Source organism: Thauera mechernichensis (assembly GCF_029588855.1).
In the GTDB taxonomy this organism is placed as follows: domain Bacteria; phylum Pseudomonadota; class Gammaproteobacteria; order Burkholderiales; family Rhodocyclaceae; genus Thauera; species Thauera mechernichensis.
Genome location: NZ_JARQZE010000013.1, coordinates 11401 through 34813, shown reverse-complemented (window position 1 = coordinate 34813; position 23413 = coordinate 11401). Strand labels below are relative to the sequence as shown.

20 protein-coding genes are annotated in these 23413 nt (G+C 67.9%); 6 read left to right on the top strand and 14 right to left on the bottom strand.

Annotation, left to right across the window (positions count from 1 at the left end):
- Nucleotides 1–3 precede the first annotated feature (3 nt).
- The 8 genes from P7F68_RS15235 to P7F68_RS15200 all read right to left on the bottom strand — a co-directional run bounded on the left by P7F68_RS15235 (nt 4) and on the right by P7F68_RS15200 (nt 7680).
- Nucleotides 4–756 (bottom strand): enoyl-CoA hydratase family protein, encoded by a 753-nt coding sequence (locus P7F68_RS15235; RefSeq protein ID WP_277834388.1) that lies wholly within the window; start codon nt 754–756, stop codon nt 4–6.
- A gap of 51 nt (nt 757–807) precedes the next feature.
- On the bottom strand, nt 808–1950 hold the full coding sequence (locus P7F68_RS15230; RefSeq protein ID WP_002939145.1) for a nitronate monooxygenase: 1143 nt from the start codon (nt 1948–1950) through the stop codon (nt 808–810).
- Nucleotides 1947–2858 (bottom strand): enoyl-CoA hydratase, encoded by a 912-nt coding sequence (locus P7F68_RS15225; protein ID WP_002925187.1) that lies wholly within the window; start codon nt 2856–2858, stop codon nt 1947–1949. The genes P7F68_RS15230 and P7F68_RS15225 overlap by 4 nt, the downstream gene beginning before the upstream one ends.
- Before the next feature lie 20 nt (nt 2859–2878).
- The gene (locus P7F68_RS15220) at nt 2879–3679 is read right to left on the bottom strand and encodes a CoA-transferase subunit beta (protein WP_002939151.1); all 801 of its coding nucleotides are present in this window, start codon (nt 3677–3679) and stop codon (nt 2879–2881) included.
- A 14-nt stretch (nt 3680–3693) separates the two neighbouring features.
- Nucleotides 3694–4569, bottom strand: coding sequence for a CoA transferase subunit A (locus P7F68_RS15215; RefSeq protein WP_002925190.1), 876 nt, complete (start codon nt 4567–4569; stop codon nt 3694–3696).
- A 25-nt stretch (nt 4570–4594) separates the two neighbouring features.
- The gene (locus P7F68_RS15210; protein WP_277834380.1) at nt 4595–5497 is read right to left on the bottom strand and encodes a VOC family protein; all 903 of its coding nucleotides are present in this window, start codon (nt 5495–5497) and stop codon (nt 4595–4597) included.
- Between the two features lie 115 nt (nt 5498–5612).
- On the bottom strand, nt 5613–6362 hold the full coding sequence (locus P7F68_RS15205; RefSeq protein WP_002939153.1) for a glucose 1-dehydrogenase: 750 nt from the start codon (nt 6360–6362) through the stop codon (nt 5613–5615).
- A 91-nt stretch (nt 6363–6453) separates the two neighbouring features.
- Entirely contained in the window at nt 6454–7680 is a 1227-nt protein-coding gene (locus P7F68_RS15200; RefSeq protein ID WP_277834378.1) for a helix-turn-helix transcriptional regulator, read from the bottom strand.
- A 220-nt stretch (nt 7681–7900) separates the two neighbouring features.
- Between P7F68_RS15200 and P7F68_RS15195 the strand changes: the two genes are divergently transcribed.
- Together P7F68_RS15195 and P7F68_RS15190 are read left to right on the top strand one after the other, a co-directional pair.
- The gene (locus tag P7F68_RS15195) at nt 7901–8830 is read left to right on the top strand and encodes an alpha/beta hydrolase (RefSeq protein WP_002939156.1); all 930 of its coding nucleotides are present in this window, start codon (nt 7901–7903) and stop codon (nt 8828–8830) included.
- Between the two features lie 39 nt (nt 8831–8869).
- Entirely contained in the window at nt 8870–10366 is a 1497-nt protein-coding gene (locus P7F68_RS15190) for a flavin-containing monooxygenase (RefSeq protein ID WP_277834376.1), read from the top strand.
- A 155-nt stretch (nt 10367–10521) separates the two neighbouring features.
- Here the strand turns inward: P7F68_RS15190 and P7F68_RS15185 are convergent, their stop codons facing one another.
- Together P7F68_RS15185 and P7F68_RS15180 are read right to left on the bottom strand one after the other, a co-directional pair.
- Nucleotides 10522–11481: a bifunctional OB-fold nucleic acid binding domain-containing protein/MaoC family dehydratase gene (locus P7F68_RS15185; protein WP_002939161.1), complete on the bottom strand. Its 960-nt coding sequence runs from the start codon at nt 11479–11481 to the stop codon at nt 10522–10524.
- Between the two features lie 5 nt (nt 11482–11486).
- Nucleotides 11487–12698 (bottom strand): thiolase family protein, encoded by a 1212-nt coding sequence (locus P7F68_RS15180; RefSeq protein ID WP_002939163.1) that lies wholly within the window; start codon nt 12696–12698, stop codon nt 11487–11489.
- Nucleotides 12699–12903: 205 nt separating this feature from the next.
- Here P7F68_RS15180 and P7F68_RS15175 point away from each other — a divergent pair, with 205 nt between their 5' ends.
- Nucleotides 12904–14988 carry a PQQ-dependent dehydrogenase, methanol/ethanol family gene (locus P7F68_RS15175; protein WP_277834372.1) on the top strand — a complete coding sequence of 695 codons (2085 nt, stop codon included), beginning with the start codon at nt 12904–12906 and terminating at the stop codon, nt 14986–14988.
- 90 nt (nt 14989–15078) lie between these two features.
- On the opposite strand, the gene P7F68_RS15170 is transcribed toward P7F68_RS15175, so the two are convergent.
- The 4 genes from P7F68_RS15170 to P7F68_RS15155 all read right to left on the bottom strand — a co-directional run bounded on the left by P7F68_RS15170 (nt 15079) and on the right by P7F68_RS15155 (nt 18796).
- A complete protein-coding gene (locus P7F68_RS15170; RefSeq protein WP_232431604.1) occupies nt 15079–15282 on the bottom strand; it encodes a hypothetical protein in 204 nt (67 codons plus the stop codon).
- Nucleotides 15283–15500: 218 nt separating this feature from the next.
- Nucleotides 15501–17348: a long-chain-acyl-CoA synthetase gene (locus P7F68_RS15165; RefSeq protein ID WP_277834369.1), complete on the bottom strand. Its 1848-nt coding sequence runs from the start codon at nt 17346–17348 to the stop codon at nt 15501–15503.
- 60 nt (nt 17349–17408) lie between these two features.
- The gene (locus P7F68_RS15160; protein ID WP_002939167.1) at nt 17409–18050 is read right to left on the bottom strand and encodes a nuclear transport factor 2 family protein; all 642 of its coding nucleotides are present in this window, start codon (nt 18048–18050) and stop codon (nt 17409–17411) included.
- Nucleotides 18051–18061: 11 nt separating this feature from the next.
- The gene (locus tag P7F68_RS15155) at nt 18062–18796 is read right to left on the bottom strand and encodes an SDR family NAD(P)-dependent oxidoreductase (RefSeq protein WP_002939169.1); all 735 of its coding nucleotides are present in this window, start codon (nt 18794–18796) and stop codon (nt 18062–18064) included.
- A gap of 250 nt (nt 18797–19046) precedes the next feature.
- Between P7F68_RS15155 and P7F68_RS15150 the strand changes: the two genes are divergently transcribed.
- From P7F68_RS15150 to P7F68_RS15140, 3 genes are read left to right on the top strand one after another with little or no spacing between them, the layout of a single operon-like run.
- A complete protein-coding gene (locus tag P7F68_RS15150) occupies nt 19047–20396 on the top strand; it encodes a spinster family MFS transporter (RefSeq protein ID WP_277834474.1) in 1350 nt (449 codons plus the stop codon).
- A 37-nt stretch (nt 20397–20433) separates the two neighbouring features.
- Nucleotides 20434–21267, top strand: a complete 834-nt coding sequence (locus P7F68_RS15145) for an alpha/beta fold hydrolase (RefSeq protein ID WP_277834365.1) — start codon at nt 20434–20436, stop codon at nt 21265–21267.
- An 8-nt stretch (nt 21268–21275) separates the two neighbouring features.
- Nucleotides 21276–23408: an oxidoreductase gene (locus P7F68_RS15140; protein WP_277834363.1), complete on the top strand. Its 2133-nt coding sequence runs from the start codon at nt 21276–21278 to the stop codon at nt 23406–23408.
- Nucleotides 23409–23413 lie beyond the last annotated feature (5 nt).

The window sequence follows — 23413 nt, the reverse complement described above, 5'->3', positions numbered from 1 at the left end:
TCCTCAGAACTTGGCTTCGCGTTTCTCGACAAAGGCGCGGCGGGTTTCCGCCGAGTCGGGGCTGGTGTAGGCCTGCAGCGTGAAACCCTGCTCCCAGCGGTACTTGTCTTCCAGGTTGCCGTCCTCGATGCCGTTGAGCGCCTCCTTGGCGATGCGGATCATGGCCGGGCTCTTGGCGGCGATCTTGCGGGCGATGTCGAGTGCGGCCTCGCGCAGCTCGGCCTTGGGCACGATGCGCTCGATGAAGCCGTAGCGCTCGGCCTCGCGCGCACCGATCTTCTCGCCGGTGAAGAACAGATAGCGCACCTTCTGCACCGGGAACAGGCGCTGCAGGTGGGCACCGCCACCCATCGCGCCGCGATCGACCTCGGGCAGCGCGAAGGTAGCGCACTCGGCAGCGACGACGATGTCGGCCGCGCCGGTGATGCCGATGCCGCCGCCGAGCACGAAGCCGTGCACCGCGACGATGACCGGCACCGGGTTGCGGTGCACCGCCTTGAAGGTGGCGTAATTGCCGCCATTGACGGCGACGATGCGCTCGGGATGAGCGTCGAGTTCCTTGATGTCCACACCGGCGCAGAAGCCACGGCCCTCGGCGCGGATCACGATCACGCGTACCTCGGGGTCGTGACCAAGTTCGTCGATGCGATGCGCCAGCGCGTACCACTCGCTGCTGTCGAGGGCGTTGACCGGGGGCTTGTTGATGACCAGTTCGGCAATGCCGTCGTCGATCGTTGTCTGGAATGCCTGGCTCACGTTATCGGGCTCCGTGGGGGTCGTGTCTTATGTGGGGTTCGGGCTGTGCGCTCAGGCGACGGCCGCTGTCTGTTTGCAGGCTTCGGTACCGCGTGCGTCGTCGAGGCGGGCGTACAAGGCGGCGAGGCAGGCCTCGGCTTCCGCGGCGATGCCATGGATGACGTCCTCGCAGCTCTCGAGCTTGCCGATCGCCGCCGCCACCTGGCCGCTGGGCAGGATGCCCTCGTCGGGGTAGCCCTCGACCATCGAGCGCTGCAGCAGCACCGGCTGGTTGGCCGACATCACCGTCTGCGACACCGCGCCCGGGTCTTCCTTGAGGGCCTGGCGGAACACGCCGAGCATGTGGCCGAAGCTCATGCCGGTCTGCTGCTTCCACTGCCAGGCGCTCCTGAGCGCGATCAACAGCCGGCCCAACGGGCTGGCGGACTCGAGCTTGTTGATGAAGGGGTTCTCGATCATGCGGTGGCGCATGCCGTCGACCGCGAGCGTGACGCGTACCTTCTGCGGGTCATCGACCTTGACGTAGCGCTCGAGCGTGGCCGGCGGGGTGGGCGAATCGGTGGTCATCAGGAAGCGCGTGCCCATGGCGATGCCGGCCGCGCCTGCGGCCAGCGCCGCCGCCAGGCCGCGGCCGGTGGAGTAACCACCCGCGGCGATCACCGGCACCTTCACCGCCGCCAGCACCTGCGGCAGCAGGATGGTGGTCGGCACGCCACCGGTGTGGCCGCCGCCCTCACCGCCCTGGATGGTGATCATGTCGGCGCCGAGCTCAACGGCCTTGATCGCATGCTTCAGCGCACCCACGGTGGGGATGCACAGCACGCCGGCTTCCTTGAAGCGGGCGATGGTCTTCTTGTCCGGGCCGCGGCCGTAGCTCACGGCGCGCAGCTTGTACTGGATCGCCAGGTCGACGCACTGCGCGGCGTTCTCCTGGAACATGTGGAAGTTGAGGCCGAAGTTGCTGCCGCCGGTGGCAGCGATCACCTTCTTGATCTCGCCTTCGATCTTGTCGGCATCGATGGTGGCGCCAGCGAGAAAACCGAAGCCGCCGGCCTTGGTGGTGGCGATCACCAGATTGGCGTCCGCCACCCAGCCCATCGCGGTCTGGATGACGGGGTAGCGGCAGCCGAGGCGCTCGGTGAGCGGGGTGCGCAGCAGCGCCGAGAAATCGTGCGTGTCGGGGGTATGGCTCATGCCTTGTCCTCGCCTGCGGCCCGCTTGTTGGCGCTGGCCATGGCCTTGGCGTCGTAGCCGCCGAGCTTGTCGCCCGACAGCAGTTCGTTGTGGGTGTGGGCGAAGTGGTGCCAGGCGAACACCGCATCCATCGCCGTGCGCTTGCCCTGCAGGTCCTCGACGTGGTTGATCGCCTGCTTGGTCAGCGCCAGGCCCATGCGCGGCTGCTTGGCGACACGCGCGGCCAGCGCGTAGGTCTCGGCCTCGAGCTGCTCACGCGCGACGACGCGGTTGACCATGCCCATCTGGTAGGCGCGCTCGGCACCCATGCGGTCGCCAGTCATCAGGAATTCCTTGGCGATGCGCGGGTTGAGCTCATAGGGGTGAGCGAAGTACTCCACCCCGGGGATGCCCATGCGCACCACGGGGTCCTGGAAGAAGGCGTCGTCGCTGGCGACGATGAGGTCGCACACCCAGGCCAGCATCAGCCCGCCGGCGACGCAGGCGCCCTGCACCATGGCGATGGTCGGCTTGGGCAGCTCGCGCCAGCGCCGGCACATGTTCAGGTACACCTCCTGCTCGCGCACGTAGAGGTATTCACCGCCTGGCTTGTTGGTGTGGTCCCACCACAGATGCACGCGATCGAAGGGCTTGTTGATGTCGCGCCCCGGCGTACCGATGTCGTGGCCGGCGGAAAAATGCTTGCCGTCGCCGCGCAGCACGATGACCTTCACGGCGTCGTCATCCACCGCACGGCGGAAGGCCGCGTCCAGCGCATAGGTCATCTGCGAGTTCTGCGCGTTGTTGAACTCGGTACGGCTCATCGTCACCGTGGCGATACCGTCGGCCACGGCGTAGTGCACCGGGCTGTCGGTCTCGTACACCGCGTTGTCGGGGCGGGTGACGAAGTTCTGGTCGGGGGCGCTCATGGGCTTCTTCCTTGGCCTGATCAGGCTGCGGCGCGGATGCCGGGCGGATTGCCCTTGACCTGCGCACCGCGCAGGTCGTGCGGATCGAGGCGGCGGATGATCTCAAGCTGCGCCGCGGTCGGGTGCGGGGTCTCGCCCAGCTCCGGCGCCTTCAGCAGCGGGAATCCGGTCTTCTCCTGCACCTCGTCGAAGGACACGCCCGGGTGCAGCGAGCGCACGCGGATGGCGTGGTCCGGGCCTTCGAAGTCCAGCACGCACAGGTCGGTGACGATGCGGCGGATGTCCATGAAGTCCTGGCGCATGCCGGGTTCCCAGCGTGCGGGGTTGAAGCCCACGCCCGACACCATGTCCACCTCGCCTTCGACGAACACGCGCTTGCTGTGGTTGGGCACGAAGAAGGAGTTGATGTGGTTGATGCTGTTGCCCGGCAGGCCGCGCACGCCGAGGATGGCGGCCTTGGGCTTCCTGTAGTCGCCCACCACCGACAGGTTGGTCTGGCCGAAGCGGTCGATCTGGGTCGGGCCGATCATGGCGTGGCGACGGCCGCCCCACACGCACTCGAACACGCGCTCGAAGGACATGTAGCCGGAGTACTTCGGCACGTAGTCGCCGCGCGGGCCGAGCGGAATCGGCTCCTCGACCAGGAAGCATTCGCTGTCGGTCATCAGCAGCTCGGGGGCGTAGGTGAGCTTGGCCAGGCTGGCGCCCAGGCGCGGAATCACGCCGATGCCCGAGGCCAGCACCTCGCCGTCGCCGCGCCAGGCTTCCGAGGCCGCGACGATCATCAGTTCGGCGAGGGTGAATTCAGTGTTGTTGCTCATGCCGCTCGCGCTCCTCAAAACACCGGCAGGGGCAGCTTGCCCATGCGTTCGATACCGCCGTTCTTGTCCTGGTAGGCGGCCTCGCCCGGGGTGACGAACTCGTCCATGTAGGCCTGCCAGCCACCGTCATCGGCCGCGCTCGCGACGTAGCGCTTGAAGTGGGCCATGTCCCAGCCGTACTCGGGCGCGCAAGTGGTCGGGTGGGCACCGCAGGGCGCATGCACCACGCCCTTCACCAGGTAGCGCTCGAAGGTGTTGAAGCGGGCCTGGTCTGGGGTGAGCGCGAGGCGCTCCTCGACGCGTTCGGCCGACACGTAGCAGGCGTCCGCCGCACGCGCGACGAGGTGATCGAAATACGGGTCACCGCCCTGGATCAGGGTGTTGCCGAGTTGGTCGGCAACATTGACGTGCACCAGCGCGACGTCGAGCTTCAAGGCCGGCATCGCCAGCAGCACCTCGCCATCGGCGTAGGGCGACTGGATGGTCTTGAGCTCGGGGTTGAGCTTGGTGACATCGGTCGCCAGACCGCAGCGCGTCGGCAGAAAGGGCACACGCATGCCGGCGGCACGCAGGCCCCATTGCCACATGCCCTCGTCGAGTTCCAGCAGCTCCAGTGCGCCGGATTCACGCACCTTGCGGTACCAGGGCTCGAGCGGGATGGCATCGAGCGTGGCAAAGCCGAAGATCAGCTTCTTCACCTTGCCGGCGGCGCACAGCATGCCGACGTCCGGGCCGCCATAGGCCACCACGGTGAGGTCCTTGACGTCCGAGCGCAGGATCTCGCGCACGATCGCCATCGGCTTGCGCCGCGGGCCCCAGCCGCCGAAACCGATGGTCATGCCATCGCGCAATTGGGCGACGACATCGGTCGTCGTCATCAGTTTGTTCATGGTGCTTTCCTGTTGCCGGCCGCGCTCAGGCGGCCTGTTCCTGCTGGCCGACGCCGAAGTCGTGGCCCCAGATGCTGACGCGGGTGAACTCGAAGGCGTTGTGGCGTTCCCAGTCGCACTGCAGGCCGCCGTAGCCGTACTCGAGATCGAAGCCCGAGGGCGTCTTCATGTAGAAGGAGATCATGCGGTCATTGAGGTGCTGGCCCAGCGTGGCCGACAGCGGCACCTTGTGCGCGATGCGGCGGTCGTGGGCACGGCCGACCTCGGTCATCGAATCGACCTCGACCATCACATGCACGCAGCCGCTCGGCACCGGGTACTCGGCGATCGCCAGGCTGTGGTGGCGGGCGTTGTTGCAGTGCAGGAAGTGGATGCGCACCGGCGGCGCAGCCGGATCGGGACGGAAGTTGAAGATGTCCGACAGGCCGAAACCGAGCACGTCGCGGAAGAAGGCCGCGGTGGCGTCGAAGTTGGGGGCCGGCATCACGGTGTGGCCCAGGCCCATGTCGCCGGTGAGGAAGCGCGGCACGCCCTGCGGCGACACGAAGGGCTGGCAGTCCGACAGGTGGCCCCAGCACAGCTCGTGGCGGTTGCCCGAGGGGTCGGTCACCACGGCGACGGCCTGCATGCCGCGCTGGGCGACGGTGGCGGCATCGGCGAGCTCGTAGCCCACACCCTTGGCGTCGAGTTCGGCGAGCGCGGCCTTGAAGGCGTCTTCACTCGCCAGCTCCCAACCCGATGCCAGGTAGCGACGCTCTGCGCCCTGCACCACCAGGATGCGGAAGGGACGCTCGTCCATCTTGATGTAGAGACCGCCGCCAGGCGCGGTCGAGGTCATCATGCCGAGCACGTTCTCGGCGTAATGCTTCCATTCGGCGAGGTCGTCGATCTGGGCGACGAAGTAGGCCAAACCGCGGATGTCGATCATTGCTGCCCCCAAAGATTGGTCGGATACGTGGGGGCATTGTGCGAACAGGCGGCCGCGCCATCATCGTCCGTTGAGACTACGAAAAACGGGCGTCGGGGGCGCGGCCGGAGCGGGATCAGAAGGTGGCGTTGAAGCCCGCCAGCATGCCGCCGTCGATGGTGAACTCGCCGCCGGTGCAATAGGACGCCTCGTCCGAGGCGAGGAAGGCGACCAGGCGGGCGACCTCCTGCGGCGTGCCGATGCGGGCGATCGGCTGGTGCTGGTAGGCCGCATTGAGCTCACGGTCAGGCGTGTGCACCATCGGCGTGTCGATGCCGCCCGGGTGCACCGAGTTGACGCGGATGCCGTAGCGGCCGAATTCGAGCGCTGCGCACTTGCTCATGCCGCGCACGGCGAACTTGCTGGCCGTATAGGCGCTGGCACCGCCAATCGCCATGATGCCGGCGGCGGAGCTGATGTTGACGATGGCACCGCCACCCGCCGCCTTCAGCGCTGGCAGCACCGCCTTCATCCCCAGCCAGCAGCCGGTCTGGTTGATCTGGATCACCTGCATGTATTCGTCGAGGCACATGTCCTCGATGCGGCCCCAGCGCAGGATGCCGGCGTTGTTCACCAGCACGTCGAGTCGTCCGAAGCGGGCCAGCGCTGCCTCGACCGCCGCCGCCCATTGCTGCGGGTCGGATACGTCGAGATGCACGGCAAGCGCATTGGACCCGAGCTCATCGGCCAGCCGTGCGGCATCGCCATCCAGCACGTCGGCGAGCACCACGCACGCGCCCTCGGCGTGGAACAGCCTCGCCTCCACTTCACCCTGGCCGCGTGCGGCACCTGTGACCAGAACCACCTTGTTCTCGAAACGCTTCATCGACGACATCTCCTCGTGTGGGTTCGCTGCATGGGTCCGGCCCGCAAGAGCCGGCTTGAGTACCGGGTTCGACCGAAGAGCGTCGCCGCCCTCAGGCCAGCGGCGCGACGCCACTGAGCAGGACCCGCAGCAACTCGGCCTGGCGCGTGACGCCGGTCTTGGCGAAGATGGCGCGCACCTGGCAGCGCGCGGTGTTGCGGCTGATGCCGAGAGCCTGCGCGGCCTCGTCGACGGTGCGCCCGGCCATCAGCTCGAGCGCGAGGCTGGCTTCGGCATTGGTGAGGCCGTACAGGCGCTTGAGCTGCTCGTCGGAGGCCAGCAGGCGCACATCCGGGTCGCGGATGATGACCATCGCGGCCGGCCGGCTGGAGGGCTCGGACCACTCGGTGGGGGGCATCGCGCGTACGGCAACGCCAAGCTGCGGGCCGCCCGAAGGCCGGCTGATCGACATGCCATCGACGACGCCGGGCTCGTGACGCGCGCCAGCGACAACGGCCCGTTCGATCAGCCCGCGCAGCGCCCGCCCTTCTCCATTCAAGGCTGCCGACAGGCTGCCTGCGACCACGCTCAGGCCGTCGCGGCGGCCAAGGATCTCGGTCGCCGCCTGGTTGAGGCGGAGAATGCGCGCATTGCGGTCGAGCAGCACCACACCGACCGCCAGGCGATCGAGCATGCCGACGTAGCAATGGCGCTCGACCTCGGCGATGTCGAGGCTCGCGCGCAGTTGGACCGCCGCATGCAGATGAGGCAGCAACAGGTTGCAGATCGCGCGCTCGCGCTCGCCGAAACGTTCGGCCCAGGGTGGCCGCGACACGCGCAGGCGGCAGCTCGGCTCGGCCTCCATGCCGATGTCGGCGCCCATGTGGTAGCGCAGGTTCAACGGCTCGTGAAAGCTGCGGTAGTACACGCCCGCCTGCCAGGCAGCCTCGTCGATGAGCTCATCGAGCATCACCATGCGGTCGCGCGGCAGGTTGACAAAGGGGTCGACCGCGGCAAGCTCGGCCTCGTAGGGCTGCACGATCGCAGGCCGCGCCTCCCCGGCGAACACCACCTGCAGGGATTGGCTCGCCCCATGCGAGCGCAGGATCAGGGTGACGTAGTTCGCACCCAGCAGCGTGCGCAGGCTCTCCAGCAGCTGCATCCACGGCACCGCGTCCTGCGTGCCGCCGTAGGCAAGCGCAACGAGACTGTCGTAGTCGTCGAAATCCAGCCCGCTGCGCCGGAACAGCGTGTTGCGATCACCCGGTTCGAGCGCCCGCAACGGCACTCGCAACCCGGATGTCCCGCGCACGGCCGGATCGCCTGCATTGCTCTTCATCGTTCTCCCTGTCGGCCGCTGGCACGGCCGCGACATGGGCGGCCGGCTCGTTTTCCGTTCGGGCACTGTGTCATGCCTGCTGCACCGCCTCATCACCAGAATGGATGATGTATCCAGGCCGGCGAGACGCCGCCCGGTCCTTAAGCAGTTTGCACGATGACGACAAAGGCGGCGTCCGAATAATGAGCTGATCGCAATCCTGTCCCCGAAGGAGCACACCTTGCCGCTCGACCCCCAGGCCCAGGCCATCGCAGACCAGTTCGCCCGCCTCCCTCGCCCCGATCTCGACACCCTGAACGCTGCCGCCTACCGCGCTGGTCTGGCCGCCTTTGCCGCGCTGGCGCCCGCCCTGGACGCCGGTATCCGCATCGACAACCTCGTGCTGGACGGCCCTGCGGGCCCCCTTGCAGCGCGTGCTTACCGACCCGGCAGCGCCGACCCCCGGCCACTGGTGGTCTACTTCCATGGCGGCGGCTTCGTCAGCTGCGGCCTCGATACCCATGACGCCCTGTGCAGCCGCCTCGCCCTGCTCGCCGACGCGATCGTGGTCTCCATCGACTACCGCCTGGCGCCCGAGCACCCTTACCCGGCCGCCGTCGACGATGCGGTGGCAGCCGTGCAGGCGGTCCACCGCGCGGCCGCAACGCTCGGTGCAGACCCGGCGCGCATCGCGGTTGCCGGCGACAGCGCTGGCGCCACGCTCGCCACCGTCAGCGCAAGACTGATGCGCGACAGCGGGCTTCGCCTGGCGCACCAGTTGCTGATCTACCCGGTGACCGACAGCGCCTGCGACACTGCATCGCACCGCGAGCATGGCGACGCGCCGATCCTGGATAGCGGGCTGATGCGCTGGTTCTGGCGCCAGTACCTGCCCAACCAGGAGGCCGGGCTCGACCCGCGCGCGTCGCCCCTGCGCGCGCCTGAGCTCGCCGCGATGCCACCGGCCACCGTGATCACGGCCGGCATCGACCCGCTGCGCGACGAAGGCGAAGCCTACGCCCTGGCGCTGGTCGCCGCCGGCGTGCCCGTCATGCTGCGGCGCTGGCCCGGCCAGTTCCACGGCTTCGCCAGCCTGCTCGGCCAGCTCGACGCAGCCGATGAAGCCCTCGCCTTCGCCGCGGCGCAGCTGCGCGGCGCACTGGCGCGCTGAGTCGCCCCCCCTCGCACATCCCCCTGAAAAGGAATCGCCATGGACACCTCAGCCTCGACCCTCGCTGCACCGGCGCCTCGCCGCCTGCGCATCGCCATCATCGGCGCCGGCATGGCCGGCATCCTCGCCGCCATTCGTCTCAAGGAAGCCGGCACGCACGAGCTCGTCGTCTTCGAAAAAGCCGACCGCATCGGCGGCACCTGGCGCGAGAACACCTACCCCGGCCTCACCTGCGACGTGCCCGCACACGCCTATACCTATTCCTTCGCGCCCAACCCGGACTGGAGCAGCTTCCTCGCCCCGGGGCCGGAGATCCAGCGCTACTTCGAGGACGTCGTCCGCCGCTACGCGATTGCACCGCTGATCCGCTTTGGTTGTGCCATCCGGTCCTGCCGCTTCGACGACACCCGACGCCTGTGGACGATCACCGACGACCAGGGCCGCGATGACGACTTCGACGTCGTGATCGCCGCCACCGGCGTGCTCCACCACCCGAGCATGCCTGCCCTGCCGGGCCTGGGCGAGTTTGCCGGTGCGTGCTTCCACTCCGCACGCTGGGATCACGGCGTCGCGCTCGACGGCCGTCGCATCGCAGTCGTCGGCAGCGGCTCGACCGGCGTGCAGATCGTCTCCGCGCTGGCGGGCCGCGCCGCCCGGCTGTATCACATCCAGCGCACGCCGCAATGGATCATGCCGATGCCCAACGAGCCCTACAGCGAGGCCCAGCGCGCCGCCTTCCGCGCCGACCCCGGCCTCATCGACGAGATCCGCTACGGCGAACACTACACCGGCCTGGTACGCCGTTTCACGCGCGCCATCATCGACGCCGACGCGCCCGAGATGCACGAGATCGAGACCATCGTCCGCGACAACCTGGAGCGCAGCGTACGTGACCCGCAGCTACGCGAAGCCCTGCGCCCGAACTACCGCGCAGCGTGCAAGCGGCTGATCTACTCATCGGACTACTACGACAAGATCCAGCAGCCGGACGTGGAGGCCGTCGTCGGCGCCATCGAATGCATCGAGCCCGAGGGCGTGCGGATGAAGGACGGCAGCCTCAAGGAGGCCGACGTCCTCGTGCTCGCCACCGGCTTCCAGGCCGACCGTTTCGTACGGCCGATCAAGGTCCGCGGGCGCGGAGCTGCGGATCTCGATGCCCAATGGACGCCCAGCCCCTCGGCCTACCTCGGCATCACCCTGCCCGGCTTCCCGAACTTCTTCATGCTCAACGGCCCCACCGGACCGGTCGGCAACTTCTCGCTGATCGACATCGCCGAGCGCCAATGGGCCTACATCGAACAGTTGCTCGCCCCGCTCGCGCGCGCCGAGTGCGCCCTCGTCGAACTGCGTGCGGACACCCTGCGCGCCTACGACGAACGCCGCGTCACCGCAGCGCGGCGGACGATCTTCGGCTCCGGCTGCTCGAGCTGGTACCTCGACGCCACCGGCGTACCCGCAAGCTGGCCATGGACTTACGAGGCATTCGCCGAGCAGACCGCCAAGCCGCAGGCCGGGGACTATCTTTTCACGGCCTGAGACCGCGCAGGATCAGATGCCGATCGACCCGAAAAAAAAGCCGCCAACCCTTGCGGGAGGCGGCCAGAAGAGAGGAGGAACCATGCTACGAGACGACAACTACAGGTACTGCGAACCACAAAGCTGAAACCACTTCCGGCGTGAATGCCGGGACATCACATGTACAGGATCACTAGGTCGTTGATGACCGACGGCCGCTCGCTGCCGACGACATGGGTGACGATCTCCATCGTCAGCTGCATGCCCTTGGGGAGTTTCTCGACCGACTTGACGCGAGTACGTGCATGAATGCGTGAACCTGCGGGCACCGGCGCCGGGAAGCGCAGGCGGTCGGAGCCGTAATTGACCATGTTGTTGAAACCGACGACCTCGTAGTCGAGCGGGATGCGCAGGCGCGACTGCAGCACCTGCACCAGTGCACCGTGGGCGATGGTGCCGCCGAAGGGGCTCTGCTTGCGCGCGCGCTCGGGATCGGTGTGGATCCAGTAGTCATCGCCCGACAGCTTGGCGAACTCATCGATCAAGGCCTGATCGACCACGATCTGGTTGCTCCAGGCCGAATAGGCCTCGCTCACCAGCGACTTCATCGCCGCCTCGTCGTCGAAGCGCACCTGACGCTTGTCGGCCGCCTCGGTCGTGCTCGCGGCCGCCTCGGCGGCCGCGGCCAGCGCCGCGGGCGTGCTGTCGATGCGTTCGGCCATGTCCTTGTCCGCGGCGGTGAAGCGCAGCAGGGCCGTGCCATTTGCGCTCACGGTGTCGAACACCGGCTTCACCCGCATGCCGACCTTGATCTCGGATTCATCCACGCCGATCAGGGTGGTATTGATGCGCACGCCCTCGTCGAGCTCGACCACCGCCATCTTCTGCGGCATCTCGTCGGCGAAGTCGGGCAGCGTCGGGACGCGGGTCAGCGTATAGGTGTAGAGCGTGCCCGTACCCTTGACCTCCTTCCACGCCAGGTCCTGCGACCAGCACTTGTCGCAATGGCGGCGGGGGAAGAAGACCCAGTGACCGCAGGACTTGCACTGCGGGATCGTGAGGCGGCCTGCCTTGAGGCCGTTCCAGAACGGTGCCGAGATCTCGGTGGCCGTCGGCAGCGGTTTGTTGGTCGACATGCTCGTCATGCTCCCTGGAGAATCAGTGCGCCCTGCTCGCTCATCACGCCGCCAGTGCCGGAAACGAACACGGTGTCGCAGCGCTTGAGCTGGCGCTCGCCGGCACGGCCGGAAATCTGGTGGAAGGCCTCGATCACCTGCGACATGCCGCCGGCGGTACCGCTCTGACCGAAGCTGAGCTGGCCGCCGTGAGTGTTCATCGGGAAGTTGCCCTTGTAGGTCAGGTCATGCTCGCGCACCCAGCGCATGCCCTCGCCCTTGGGGGCGAAACCGGCATCTTCCAGCGTCAGCAGCACGGTGATGGTGTAGCAGTCGTAGATCTGCGCGGCGTGGATGTCGCTGCGCTTGACGCCCGCCATCGCAAAGGCGCGCTCGGCGGCGGGGCCGATCGGGGTGTCGGTCATCTCGGTCGCGTAGGTCGGCGACTTGAAATACAGGTGCTCGCCAAAGCCGGTGATGCAGGCGCCACGGTTCTTCGCGCGCGCTGCCACCTCCTTCGAGGCGACGATCACCGCCGCGCCGCCGGCCACCGGCATCACGATCTCGAGCACGCGCAGCGGCTCGGCCACCATCTTGCTGGCGAGCACGTCCTCGATGGACAGCGGCTTGCCGAAGAAGCTGGCGTCCGGGTTGGCGAGCGCGTTGGTGCGCTGGTCGACCGCGATCTTGGCCATCGCCACCGGGTCGTAACCGTACTTGGCCGCGTAGCGCTGGGCGATCATTGCGTAGCCGGTGTTCTGGCCCATGTGGCCGTAGGGCAGGTCGAACTCGGCCTCCGGTGCGCCGAAGGCGGTGCTGTGGCCACCGAAGCGCATCGCCCGCGCCATCCAGCTCGGATCCTCGTCGGGGCCGAAGGGCGCCATGCGCGCGGGGATCACGCACAGCACGGCCTGGCACAGGCCCATCTCGACGGCCATCGCCGCGCGCCACACCGCTGCCACCGACGAGCAGCCGCCCAGGTCGACGACTTCGGCGAAGTTGAGCGACAGGCCAAGGTACTCAGCCGCCATCGCCGGCACGAAGACCTGCGCTTCGTGGAACTGCGGGCCGTGGATGACCAGGCCGTCGATGTCCGAGGCCTTGAGCCCCGCATCGGCAAGCGCCTGGCCGGCCAGGTCGGCCACCTGCTCGAGATGGAACATCCGCGGCGCGGTCGCGTACTTCTCCGGCCTGTACTGCGCGGCGCCGACGATTGCTGCGTTTCCTTTGAGACCCATGCTCCCTTACCTCGCGTATGCGGGCACTGTCCGGCCCTGTGTTGAGCGCAACGATGCCACAGCGCACACAGGGGGCAATCGTTCAAATCGACTAGGCGGGGCGGAGGATCCCATCCGGACGGACGATTCGCGCGCCCCACCGGCGCCCGATCATGCACGAGTCATCCGCATCCCGCGGCCGCATTCATCCCCAAGGAGTCCCCACATGCGTCGCTCTCCCTTGAAGACAATGCTCACCGTACTGGCGGCGGGCTGCGTCCTCGTCATCCAGGCACCCATCGCTGCGGCAGCGGCAGCGCAGGCCGCGCCTGCCGGCAGCGAATGGTCCCGCCACGGGCTGGACAGTGCCGAGACCCGCTTCAGCCCACTGCGCGCGATCGATACCGCGTCGGTCGCGCAGCTCGGCCTGGCCTGGCATTTCCGCTTCGACCGCCCGCGCGGCGTGGAAGCCACCCCCATCATGGTCGGCGGCACGCTGTATGTGAGCGGCCCTTGGGGCGTGGTGTACGCGATCGACGCCCGCAACGGCCGGCTGAGGTGGCAGCACGACCCGCAGGTACCGGCCGGCAAGGGCATGCACGCCTGCTGCGATGTGGTCAATCGCGGCGTGGCGGTGGAAGACGGCCGCGTCTTCGTCGCCACCATCGACGGCCGCCTGCAGGCCTTGGACAACAGCGACGGGCGCCTGCTGTGGTCCACGCCGACCTTCGACCCCGAGCTGCCCTACACGATCACTGGCGCACCGCGTGTAGCGGACGGACTGGTGATGATCGGCAACGGTGGCGCCGAGTACGGCGTGCGCGGCTTCGTGTCGGCCTACGATGCCGCGACCGGCGCCCTGCGCTGGCGCTTCTACACCGTGCCCGGCAACCCGGCAGCGGGCCCGGACGGGGCGATCTCGGACCTTCCGCTGCAAGCACTTGCGCTGCCCACCTGGCAGGGAGAATGGTGGCGCTATGGCGGAGGCGGCACGGTCTGGGACGCGATGGCCTGGGACCCCGAGCTCGACCTGCTCTATTTCGGCGTCGGCAACGGCTCACCGCACGACCGCGACCTGCGCAGCCCGGGAGGCGGCGACAACCTGTTCCTGTCGTCGATCGTCGCGGTCCGCCGCGCGACCGGCGAGTACGTGTGGCACTACCAGACCACGCCCGGAGACAGCTGGGACTACACCGCCACCCAGCACATGATCCTCGCCGAACTGGAGATCGACGGAGCGCCCCGCAAGGTCCTGATGCAGGCCCCCAAGAACGGCTTCTTCTACGTCCTCGACCGTGCCACCGGCGAGCTGCTGGCCGCGGACAAGTACGTGCCGGTGAACTGGGCCAGCCATATCGACCCGGCCAGCGGACGGCCGGTGGAGGCCGCAGGCGCGCGCTACCCTGCCGGCCAGCCCTTCATGGTCCAGCCCTCGCAGCTGGGTGGCCACAACTGGCAGCCGATGGCGTGGAACCCGCACACAGGCCTGGTCTACATCCCCGCCCAGGAAAACGTCGGCTTCATGATGAAGGAGCCCGACTTCAGGCTCGAGCCCGGACGCTGGAACACCGGCGTGCCGAACCCGCCCGTGCCGCCCGACGCCGCCATCATCGACCAGGCCAGGCAGTCGATGAGCGGCCACCTGCTGGCCTGGGACCCGGTACGACGCAGTGCCGCATGGCGCACACCGCATGCCGGGCCGTGGAATGGCGGCGTGCTCGCCACCGCCGGCGGGCTGGTGTTCCAGGGCGTGGGCGGGGAGGGGCTGGCAGCTTTCGATGCACGCACGGGCGAGCGCCTGTGGCAGTCGGACACCTGGCTCGACATCCTGGGCGGCCCGATCAGCTACGAGCTCGACGGCGAGCAGTACATCGCAGCCGCGGCCGGCTTTGGCAGCTCGATCCACCTCAGCTCGAGCGTGCTACTGCCCCGCCGCGGTGGCAACGCCGCAGGCGGCGTGTTCGTATGGAAGCTGGGCGGGACGGCGCCCATGCCGGAGCCGGAAAGCCTGCCCATGCGTGCGGCGCCGCCGGACACCGGCAGCGCTACCGCAGTGCGCCGTGGCGGCGAGCTGTACGCCCGCTACTGCATGCAGTGCCATGGCGCCGGCGCAGTCGCCGGCGGCGGCATACCCGACCTTCGCCACTCCCCCTACCTGGCCGAGGCCTCGCTGTTCCGCCGCCCCCTTGTCGAAGGCCTGCTGGCCGCGCGCGGCATGCCCAGCTTCGCCGATGCGCTCGCAGCCGACGACGCCGACGCGATCCGCGCCTACGTCGTCCGCATGGCGCATATCACCCGAAACACCGACTGAGGGCCACCCCACCATGGAAAATGCCCTGCTTTCGCATATCGAAAGCAGGGCATCCTTGTCTTTGCCCGGCAGCAGCAAGCGCGCCGGCGATCAGTGCATTGCGAGCATCATGAAGAAACGATCGGTGGAACCGTTGACCGCCGCATTCGCGTTCTGGCACTGCTCCGCAGCACCGGCACAGGCCGGCATCTGCACGAGGGAGTCAAGCGCCCGGGCATGCCCCCGATCCAGCATCGCAGCAAACGCTGCAAGAAACCCCATGACGCAGCCACACAGCAGGGCCTTGGTGATCATGTCCTTCTCCTTCGCGATCCACACTCAGGCGCTCATGCCACACGCCGCCTGCAGGAACCGGGTACGACGCCGCTTTGCCGCGACTGCCGTCCAGGTGTCTCCTCCTGCACGGTGCTGAGATTGTCGCAAGCCGGCAAGGCAAACATCGTCCAAATGGACTAGGTCCAGAAAAAAGGCGCCCGAAGGCGCCATGGCGGTCTCGACCCCGTTGCGGGCGTTCAGGCGAAGGGCGGCAAACCGGCGCGCTGGAGTGCTTCTTCCGAATAGGGCTGGTAGGTACCGGCCCGCTCGTCGCGCACGAACAGGGGGTCGTCGAACGCACTCGGGTCATAGCCCTGGCGCTGCAGATCGACCTTGCGCAGCTTGTAGGTGGTGGTGAGATCGGCCGCGCTCGACACGCGCACGAACTGCGGCGCCGCGTAGCGGGGCAGACGAGCCTCGGTGAGCGCGAAGAAGGCCTCGGGGTCGAACACCCTGCCCGGCTGCATCACGATCGCCGCCATGCCGGCACGACCCTCGTGCCCGGGCACCTTGACGCCGTAGATGTTCACCAGCTCCATGCCCGGATAGTCGGACAGCGCATCCGCCACCTCGGCGGTGGACACGTTCTCGCTCTTCCAGCGATAGGTGTCGCCAATGCGGTCGACGAAGTAGAAGTAGCCCTCGTCGTCATAGCGCAGCAGGTCGCCCGAGCTCCAGAACGCGTCGCCGTCGGCAAACACGTTGCGCAGGATCTTCTTCTCGGTCGCCTCCTGCGACGTGTAGCCCTCGAAGCGACCACCTCCGATCTCCGGGTGGTTGACGATGAAGCCGATGCCCTCGCCGACCTCGCCCGGCTTGCACAGGATGTAGCGGCCGTTGTCGTCGCGCGGATGCGACTCGGTCTCGACGTCGTAGCGCACCAGGCGGAAGTTGGTCTTGTTCCAGTCCGGCACCCGGCCGCAAGAGCCGATGTAGTTATCGACGTTGATGAGCGCCGTGTTGGCCTCGGTCGAACCCCAGCCCTCGAAGACCTGGATGGGGCCGAAGCGCTCGAGCCAGCGCGTCCAGGTCTCGGGCGTGAGCCCCGCGCCCAACATGCAGCGCAGGCTGTGGTCGCGATCGTCCGCCTGCGGCGGCGCATTGAGCAGGTAGCGGCAGATCTCGCCGATGTACTGGAATATGGTGATGCGGTTCGCGCGCACGTCCTTCCAGAACTCGCGGGTGCTGAACTTGCGCCGCACCACGATGCTGCCGCCGGCCTTGAGCGCGGTCGAGGTCACCGAGGTGGCCGCGGCGCCGTGGTAGAGCGGCAGGCAGCAGTAGAAGACATCGTCGGGCGTGACGTCCAGCGTGACCTCCATGACGTCGCCGGACGACATCCAGCGCATGTGGCTGTAGCGCGCAGCCTTGGGCAGGCCGGTGGTGCCGGAGGTGAAGATCAGCAGCATCGAGGATTCGGCACGCACCTCGGCACGGCCCGCGCGCGGGAAGGTGCTGCGCGCCGCCGCGGCCACCTCTGCAGTGATGTCGGCTGCGGCGATGGCGCGCTGCGCCGCGCTGGCGGGCTTCTCTGCATCGGCCACGACATACAGCGGCTGAGCGGGGCGGTCGGCGGTGAGGACGAAGTTCTCCAGGCACTCCTCGCCCACGATCACTGCGCGCGCCTGGGTGGTCTCGAGCGCATGCACGAGCGGACGGCCATTCACCTGGGTGTTGATGACCGCGGTGACGACGCCCAGCTTGGCCAGGCCGAACCAGTAGAAGAAGAACTCGGGCCGGTTCTCCATCGCCAGCGCGCACACGTCGCCACAACGCAGGCCGCGCGCATGCATGGCATGGGCGACCTGATCGGCGCGGGCATCGACCTCGGCATAGCTGTAGCGTTGGTCGCCGTAGATCAGGAAGACGTGGTCGCCTAGACGACGTGCCTGCTCTTCGACGCGGTCGGCGATCGTGTACGTGTCGCCCGGCTTGATCAGGTTCGCAGCACGCGAACGCTGGTCGAGCTTGGCCTGGGTTTGCTCGCGCGGCACCACCTTGCTGGTGGCCGCCTGCGGGTTCAGGACAGCAGCGGAATCGGACATGCGCCCATCTCCATTTCGTGTTGTCGAGCTTGGCTCGCTTGCAGGTCGGTCACGCCCGTGTCAGCGCACGCGGATCCGCGGATCCGGCGCACCGCGGCGCAGGGTTTTGAGGAAGCATTCGAGCGGCGCCGGCTCGGCCACCTCGGGCAGCTGAGCCTTGTCCGGGCGCGCGGCCCAGAACGCATTCCAGGACGGGAACAGGTCGTGAAAGGTGCCCTGGTAGGGCTCGCGCCCCGGCCAGCGCATCTTGCGGTCGCCGATGGGCGGCTTGTTGAGATCGGTGGCGTACCAGTAGCAGGGCAGGCGGCGGCGGAAATACCAGCGCCCATCGATTCTCTCGTAATCATCCCAGTACAACATCTGCATGATTACCCACTCCGGGCCGGTCTCATGCTCGTTCTTCGAGTACACCACGCCGATGGCATGGTCCGGATCGGTAAATTCGATGATGTGCTGGCCGAGATGGTGCGATGTACCGCTGAACTGGTCGCGCAGGGTGTCATCCACCCAGGCCTTGAGGTGGGCCCGGCCCACCTTCTCGCGACCGACGCGGATGTCGGGCGCAAAGAGGTTCACATGCGCATCGAGGTCGCGCATGTCGAGCGACAGCGAGTACTTTCCGGCAAGCTGGCGGATGGCCTCGATCGATTCCAGGCGGTCGATGCGGGCGAGCAGGTCGGCGGGGGCTGCGGCGTTGGTCATGGCACCGCCGCTCAGATGAAGGCCATGCCGCCATTGACGGCAATGTTCTGGCCGGTGATGAAACCGGCATCGTCGCTGGCAAGGAAGCCGGCGACGCGGGCAATCTCCTCCGGCTCGCACATGCGGCCGAGCGGGATGGCCTTGATCATGGCCTGCATCCACTCGTCGGGAATCCCGGCCATCATCGGCGTGTTGGTCGGCCCGGGGACGATGGTATTGACACGGATGCCGCTGGGCGCAAGTTCGCGCGCGATGCTGCGCGTCAGCCCCATGACGCCCGCCTTGGAGGCGCAGTAGTGGCTCGGCCCCTCGCCCGACATCGCGGCGGTGCTCGACACGTTGATGATCGCGCCCTTGGCGCCGCACTTCTGCATCAGGCGGGCGCCCTCGCGGCAGCACAGGAAGCTGCCGGTGAGGTTGACGCCGATCACCCGCATCCAGTTGTCGTCGGGGGTATCGAGGAAGGCGTCGACCGAACCGATGCCGGCGCTGTTGATCACCACGTCGACACGGCCGAAGCGCGCATCGACGGCCGCGAAGGCGGCCTTGACGGAGGCCGGGTCGGACACGTTGCAGGCCAGCGCGAGGCCGCGTTCGCCAAGCGCCGCAACCGCCTCGGCCGCAGCGTCTGCGTTGATGTCGGCAGCCACCACGCTCGCACCTGCTGCTGCGAAATGGGACACGATGGCGCGCCCCATGCCCTGGGCAGCGCCCGTCACGAATACCACCTTGCCTGCAAAGCTCATCGATCGTCTCCACGTATGCGTTCTGGCCAACCCACACCCTGGCCAGGCGTGGGACGCTATGGCGATCAGTGTTCTCCCGACGCACCCCATCGACATCGTCCAATGAGACTACCCACGCCGACAGCGCATACGGTGAAACGCCTGCCTGCAACCGTCGTCTGAATGGACGATGCCACGCTTGCCAGCGCAGCCGAGGATAGGCATGCACAAAGAGAAGAGCCGCCTGCCCGGCTGGCAAACATTAGGAGACATGGCCGTGAGCACGAGCCCCGCTGCCCCGCACCGCGTGACCTGGCATAGCCACTATGCCCTTTTCATGCTCGCGGTGATTTACATCTTCAATTACATCGACCGCCTGGTGATCTCGATCCTGATCGAGCCGATCAAGCTCGAGTTCGGCATCTCGGACACCCAGATCGGCCTGCTGTCGGGCGTCGCGTTCGCGATCTTCTACACCTTGTTCGGCTTCCCCTTCGGGCGCCTCGCAGACCGCATCGGGCGCAAGCCGGTGATCGCACTCGCCTGCATCGCCTGGAGCGCGATGACCATGCTGTGCGGCATCGCCACCAGCTTTGCGATGCTGCTGCTGTTCCGTATCGGCGTGGCCGTAGGCGAGGCCGGCGGCACGGCGCCATCGGTGGCGATGGTGTCCGAGCTCTACCCGCCCGAACAGCGCTCCCGCGCCCTCTCGGTGTTCCTCATGGGCCCCAGCCTCGGTGCAGTGTTCGGCCTGGGCCTGGGCGGCTGGATCGCCGAAACCTACGGCTGGCGCACCGCCTTCCTGGTCATCGGCGCACCGGGCGTGCTCATCGGCCTGATCTTCCTGCTCACCGTGCGCAGCCCGCGCATCGCCGCACCCGCGAGGAGCGCAGCCGGCGCGCAGGACGAGAACTGGCGCAGCACGCTGCGCGCGTTGTTCGAGACCCCCGCCTTCATGCTCGTGGTGGCCGCCGGCACGCTCGCCGCCGTCATGGGCTACGCCATCGGGACGTGGAACCCGAGCTTCCTGATCCGCTCGCACGGCCTGACCATGCAGCAGGCCGGCCTGCTCGTCGGCATCGGCGGCGGCGTCGCCTCCACCATCGCCACGCTGATGTGCGGCGCCATCACCGACCGCATGGTCGCCAAGGACCCGGGCTGGCAGTTGATCATTCCCATCATTGCCTGCGTGATCACCGTCCCCCTCGGGCTGGCCTTCTACCTCTGGCCGGCGGGCGTTGCCTTCCACATCGGCTCGCTCCCCGTCCCCGAGGCCTACCTGTTCTACCTGGGCTTCTGCTTCACGGCGATCTGGTGGTCGGTGCCCTGCTTCGGCGCGATCAGCCACCTCTTCCCGCCGCACCGCCTGGCACAGGCCACGGCCATCTTCGTCATGGCGATGACGCTGCTGGGCGTCGGCCTGGGTCCGATCATCGTCGGCGGCCTGAGCGACCTGATGAACCCCAGCCTCGGCCAGGAGGCGCTGCGCTACGCACTGGCGGCGTCGGTCCTGCTGTACCTGCTCACCGCGGCCTGCCTGCTCGCCGCCCTGCCGCGCTATCGCCGCAAACTCCAGGCCACCACACCGCCGCCGGCCAACGCCGCAGTCGCGCGCGCCTGACCCTCAACAAGACAACCCAGCCCCCGGAGACCCGCGAATGACCTCATCATCCGATCTGCCCATCCCCCTCGACCAGTTCGCCGAGCTCGACAGCGGACTGCGCCTGCACTATCTCGATGTCGGCCAGGGGCCGGTGGTGGTGTGGCTGCACGGCAGCGGCCCGGGTGCGAGCGGCTACAGCAACTTCAAGGGCAACTACCCGGCCTTTGCCGAGGCCGGCTTCCGCAACATCGTGCTCGACCTGCCCGGCTTCGGGCGCTCGGACAAGCCCGCGGACGTGCAGTACAACCTGGCGTTCTTCGTCACCTGCCTGAACGCTTTCCTGGGCAAGATCGGCGTGGCGAAATGCACCCTGCTCGGCAACTCGCTGGGCGGCGCGATCGCGCTCGGCCAGGCGCTGGCCCACCCGGACACGGTCGAGCGCCTGATCCTGATGGCGCCCGGCGGCGTCGAGGAGCGCGAGACCTACTTCAGGATGGAAGGCATCGTGCGCATGGTGGAAACCTTTGCCAAGGGCCCGATGGGCCCGGTCGAGATGCGCCATGTGATGAGCCTGCAGGTGTTCGACCCCAGCCTGCTCGACGACAGCATCATCAACGAGCGCGCGGCCATCGCCCCGTCGCAGCCGGCCAACCTGTTCTCGACCATGATGGTCCCGAACATGACCACGCGCCTGCACGAGATCAAGGCGCCGATCTTCGGCTTCTGGGGCACGGACGACAAGTTCAACCCGCACACCGGCGCGCTGAAGGTGATCGAGAACGCGCCCAACGCGCGCATGATCCTGCTCAACCAGTGCGGCCACTGGGTGCAGGTTGAGCACCGTGAGCTGTTCAACCGCAGCTGCATCGATTTCCTGACCAAGGGGTAAGCCACGCCATGGGAGCCTTCGACAACCTGCTGCAGCCCGGCCGCATCGGCAACATGGAAGTTCGCAACCGCATCGTGATGGCACCGATGGGTTCGAACTTCGCCGAGGCCGATGGCACCTGCGGCGAACGCATCCAGGCCTATTACGAAGCGCGCGCCGCGGGCGGCGCCGGCCTGCTGACCATGGGCGTGGTCGCCATCGCCTACCCGCACGGCACCGCCGAGCCCTACCAGGTGGGCCTCTCGGACGACAAGTTCATCCCCGGGCTCAAGGGCATCGTCGACCGCGTCCACAAGCACGGCGCAAAGATCGCCGCCCAGCTGCAGCACGCCGGCAAGAACTCGGTGCGCGACCTCGCCGAGGGCCGCGAGCTGTGGGTGCCGTCCATGCCGCCGGCGGTCAAGACCGACATGTTCGCCGCGCTGACGCAGGAGGAGCTCGGCGCCTTCATCAGCTCGTCGAAGGGCCGCGAGAAGGCCGGCGTGAAGATCCGCGTGATGGAGCAGGCCGACATCGCGCAGATGATCGAATGGTTCGCCGCCGCGGCCGAACGCGCCCAGCGTGCCGGCTTCGACGGCGTCGAACTGCACGCCGCACACAACTACATCATTGCCGGCTTCCTGTCGGGCTACTACAACAGGCGCGACGACGAATACGGCGGCTCGATCGAGAACCGTGGCCGCTTCCTGCGCGAAGTGATCGCCGGCGTGCGCGCTCGCGTCGGTGCCGACTACCCGGTGTGGCTGCGCCTGGACGCCTATGAGCTGCGCACCGAGGGCGGCATCACGCTGGAAGAAGCGAAGGTCTTCGCGCGCATGGCCGAACAGGCCGGCTGCGACGCAATGAGCGTGTCGGCCTACGCCAACACCAGCACCGGCGTGGCCTTCACCGAAGCGCCGCTGGTGCAGCAGAAGGCCGGCTTCCTGCTGTGGGCAGCCGAGATCAAGGAAGCGGTGAAGGTCCCGGTGATCGCCGTCGGCCGCCTCGAGCCCGAGGTCGCCGACAACGCCATCGCCGCCGGCCAGTGCGACTTCGTCGCCATGGCGCGCAAGATGCTCGCCGACCCCGAACTGCCCAACAAGCTGATCGAGAACCGCCCCGAGGACATCCGGCCCTGCATCTACTGCTACGCCTGTGTCAGCCAGATCTTCGTCAACCAGCGCGTCAAATGCGCGGTCAACCCGATGACCGGCCACGAGGCCGAGATCCGCCTGGTGCCGGCCGTCAAACCGGGCCACGTGCTCGTCGTCGGCGGCGGCCCGGCCGGCATGGAGGCGGCGCGTGCCGCTGCGCTGCGCGGTCACAAGGTCACCCTGGTAGAGCGCAGCGGCCGGCTGGGCGGCACGCTGTTCTTCGCCGCACTGGCCTACGCCGAGAACGGCGCCCTGCTCGACTACCTGACGACGCAGATGAAGAAGCTGCACATCGACGTCCGCCTCGACACCGTCGCCACCCCCGAGCTCGTCCGCCAGCTCGGCGCCACCGCAGTCATCGTCGCCACCGGCGCCGAGCGCAATGCGCCACCGATCCCCGGCGCCGACATGGACCACGTGTGGTCGGGCGACGAGTTGCGCCGGCTGATGACCGATGACCGCGCGGACGAGATCGCCAAACGCAAGCTGTCCTTCACCCAGCGCACGCTGATGAAGGCCGGCAGCCTGGTCGGCGTCACCGACAGCACCGACGCCATCCAGAACCTGTCGCGGGTGTGGATGCCGCTTGGCAAGAAGGTCGCCATCATCGGCGGCGGCCTGGTCGGCGTCGAACTGGCCGAATTCCTGGTCGATCGCGGCCGCGAGGTCGTGGTGCTGGAAGAAGGCCCCAGCCTGGGCCGCGAGCTGTCGATCGTGCGCCGCTGGCGGGTGCTGGACACCCTGCGCCAGCATGGCGTGGCGCTGCACACCAAGGTGAAGGTCGACGCGATCGACAAGAAGGCGCTCCGCTACACCGACGCCGAGGGGCAGCAACACACCCTGGCGGCCGATTCGGTCGTGCTCGCCGTCGGCGCCCGCCCGGACGACAGTCTGGCACGTGCGCTCGAAGCGGCCGGCGTGCCGGTCAGCGCGGTCGGCGACGGCGCGCAGATCGGCTACATCGAGGGTGCCGTCAAGTCCGGCATGCTCGCCGGGCTGTCGGCCTGAGCCTC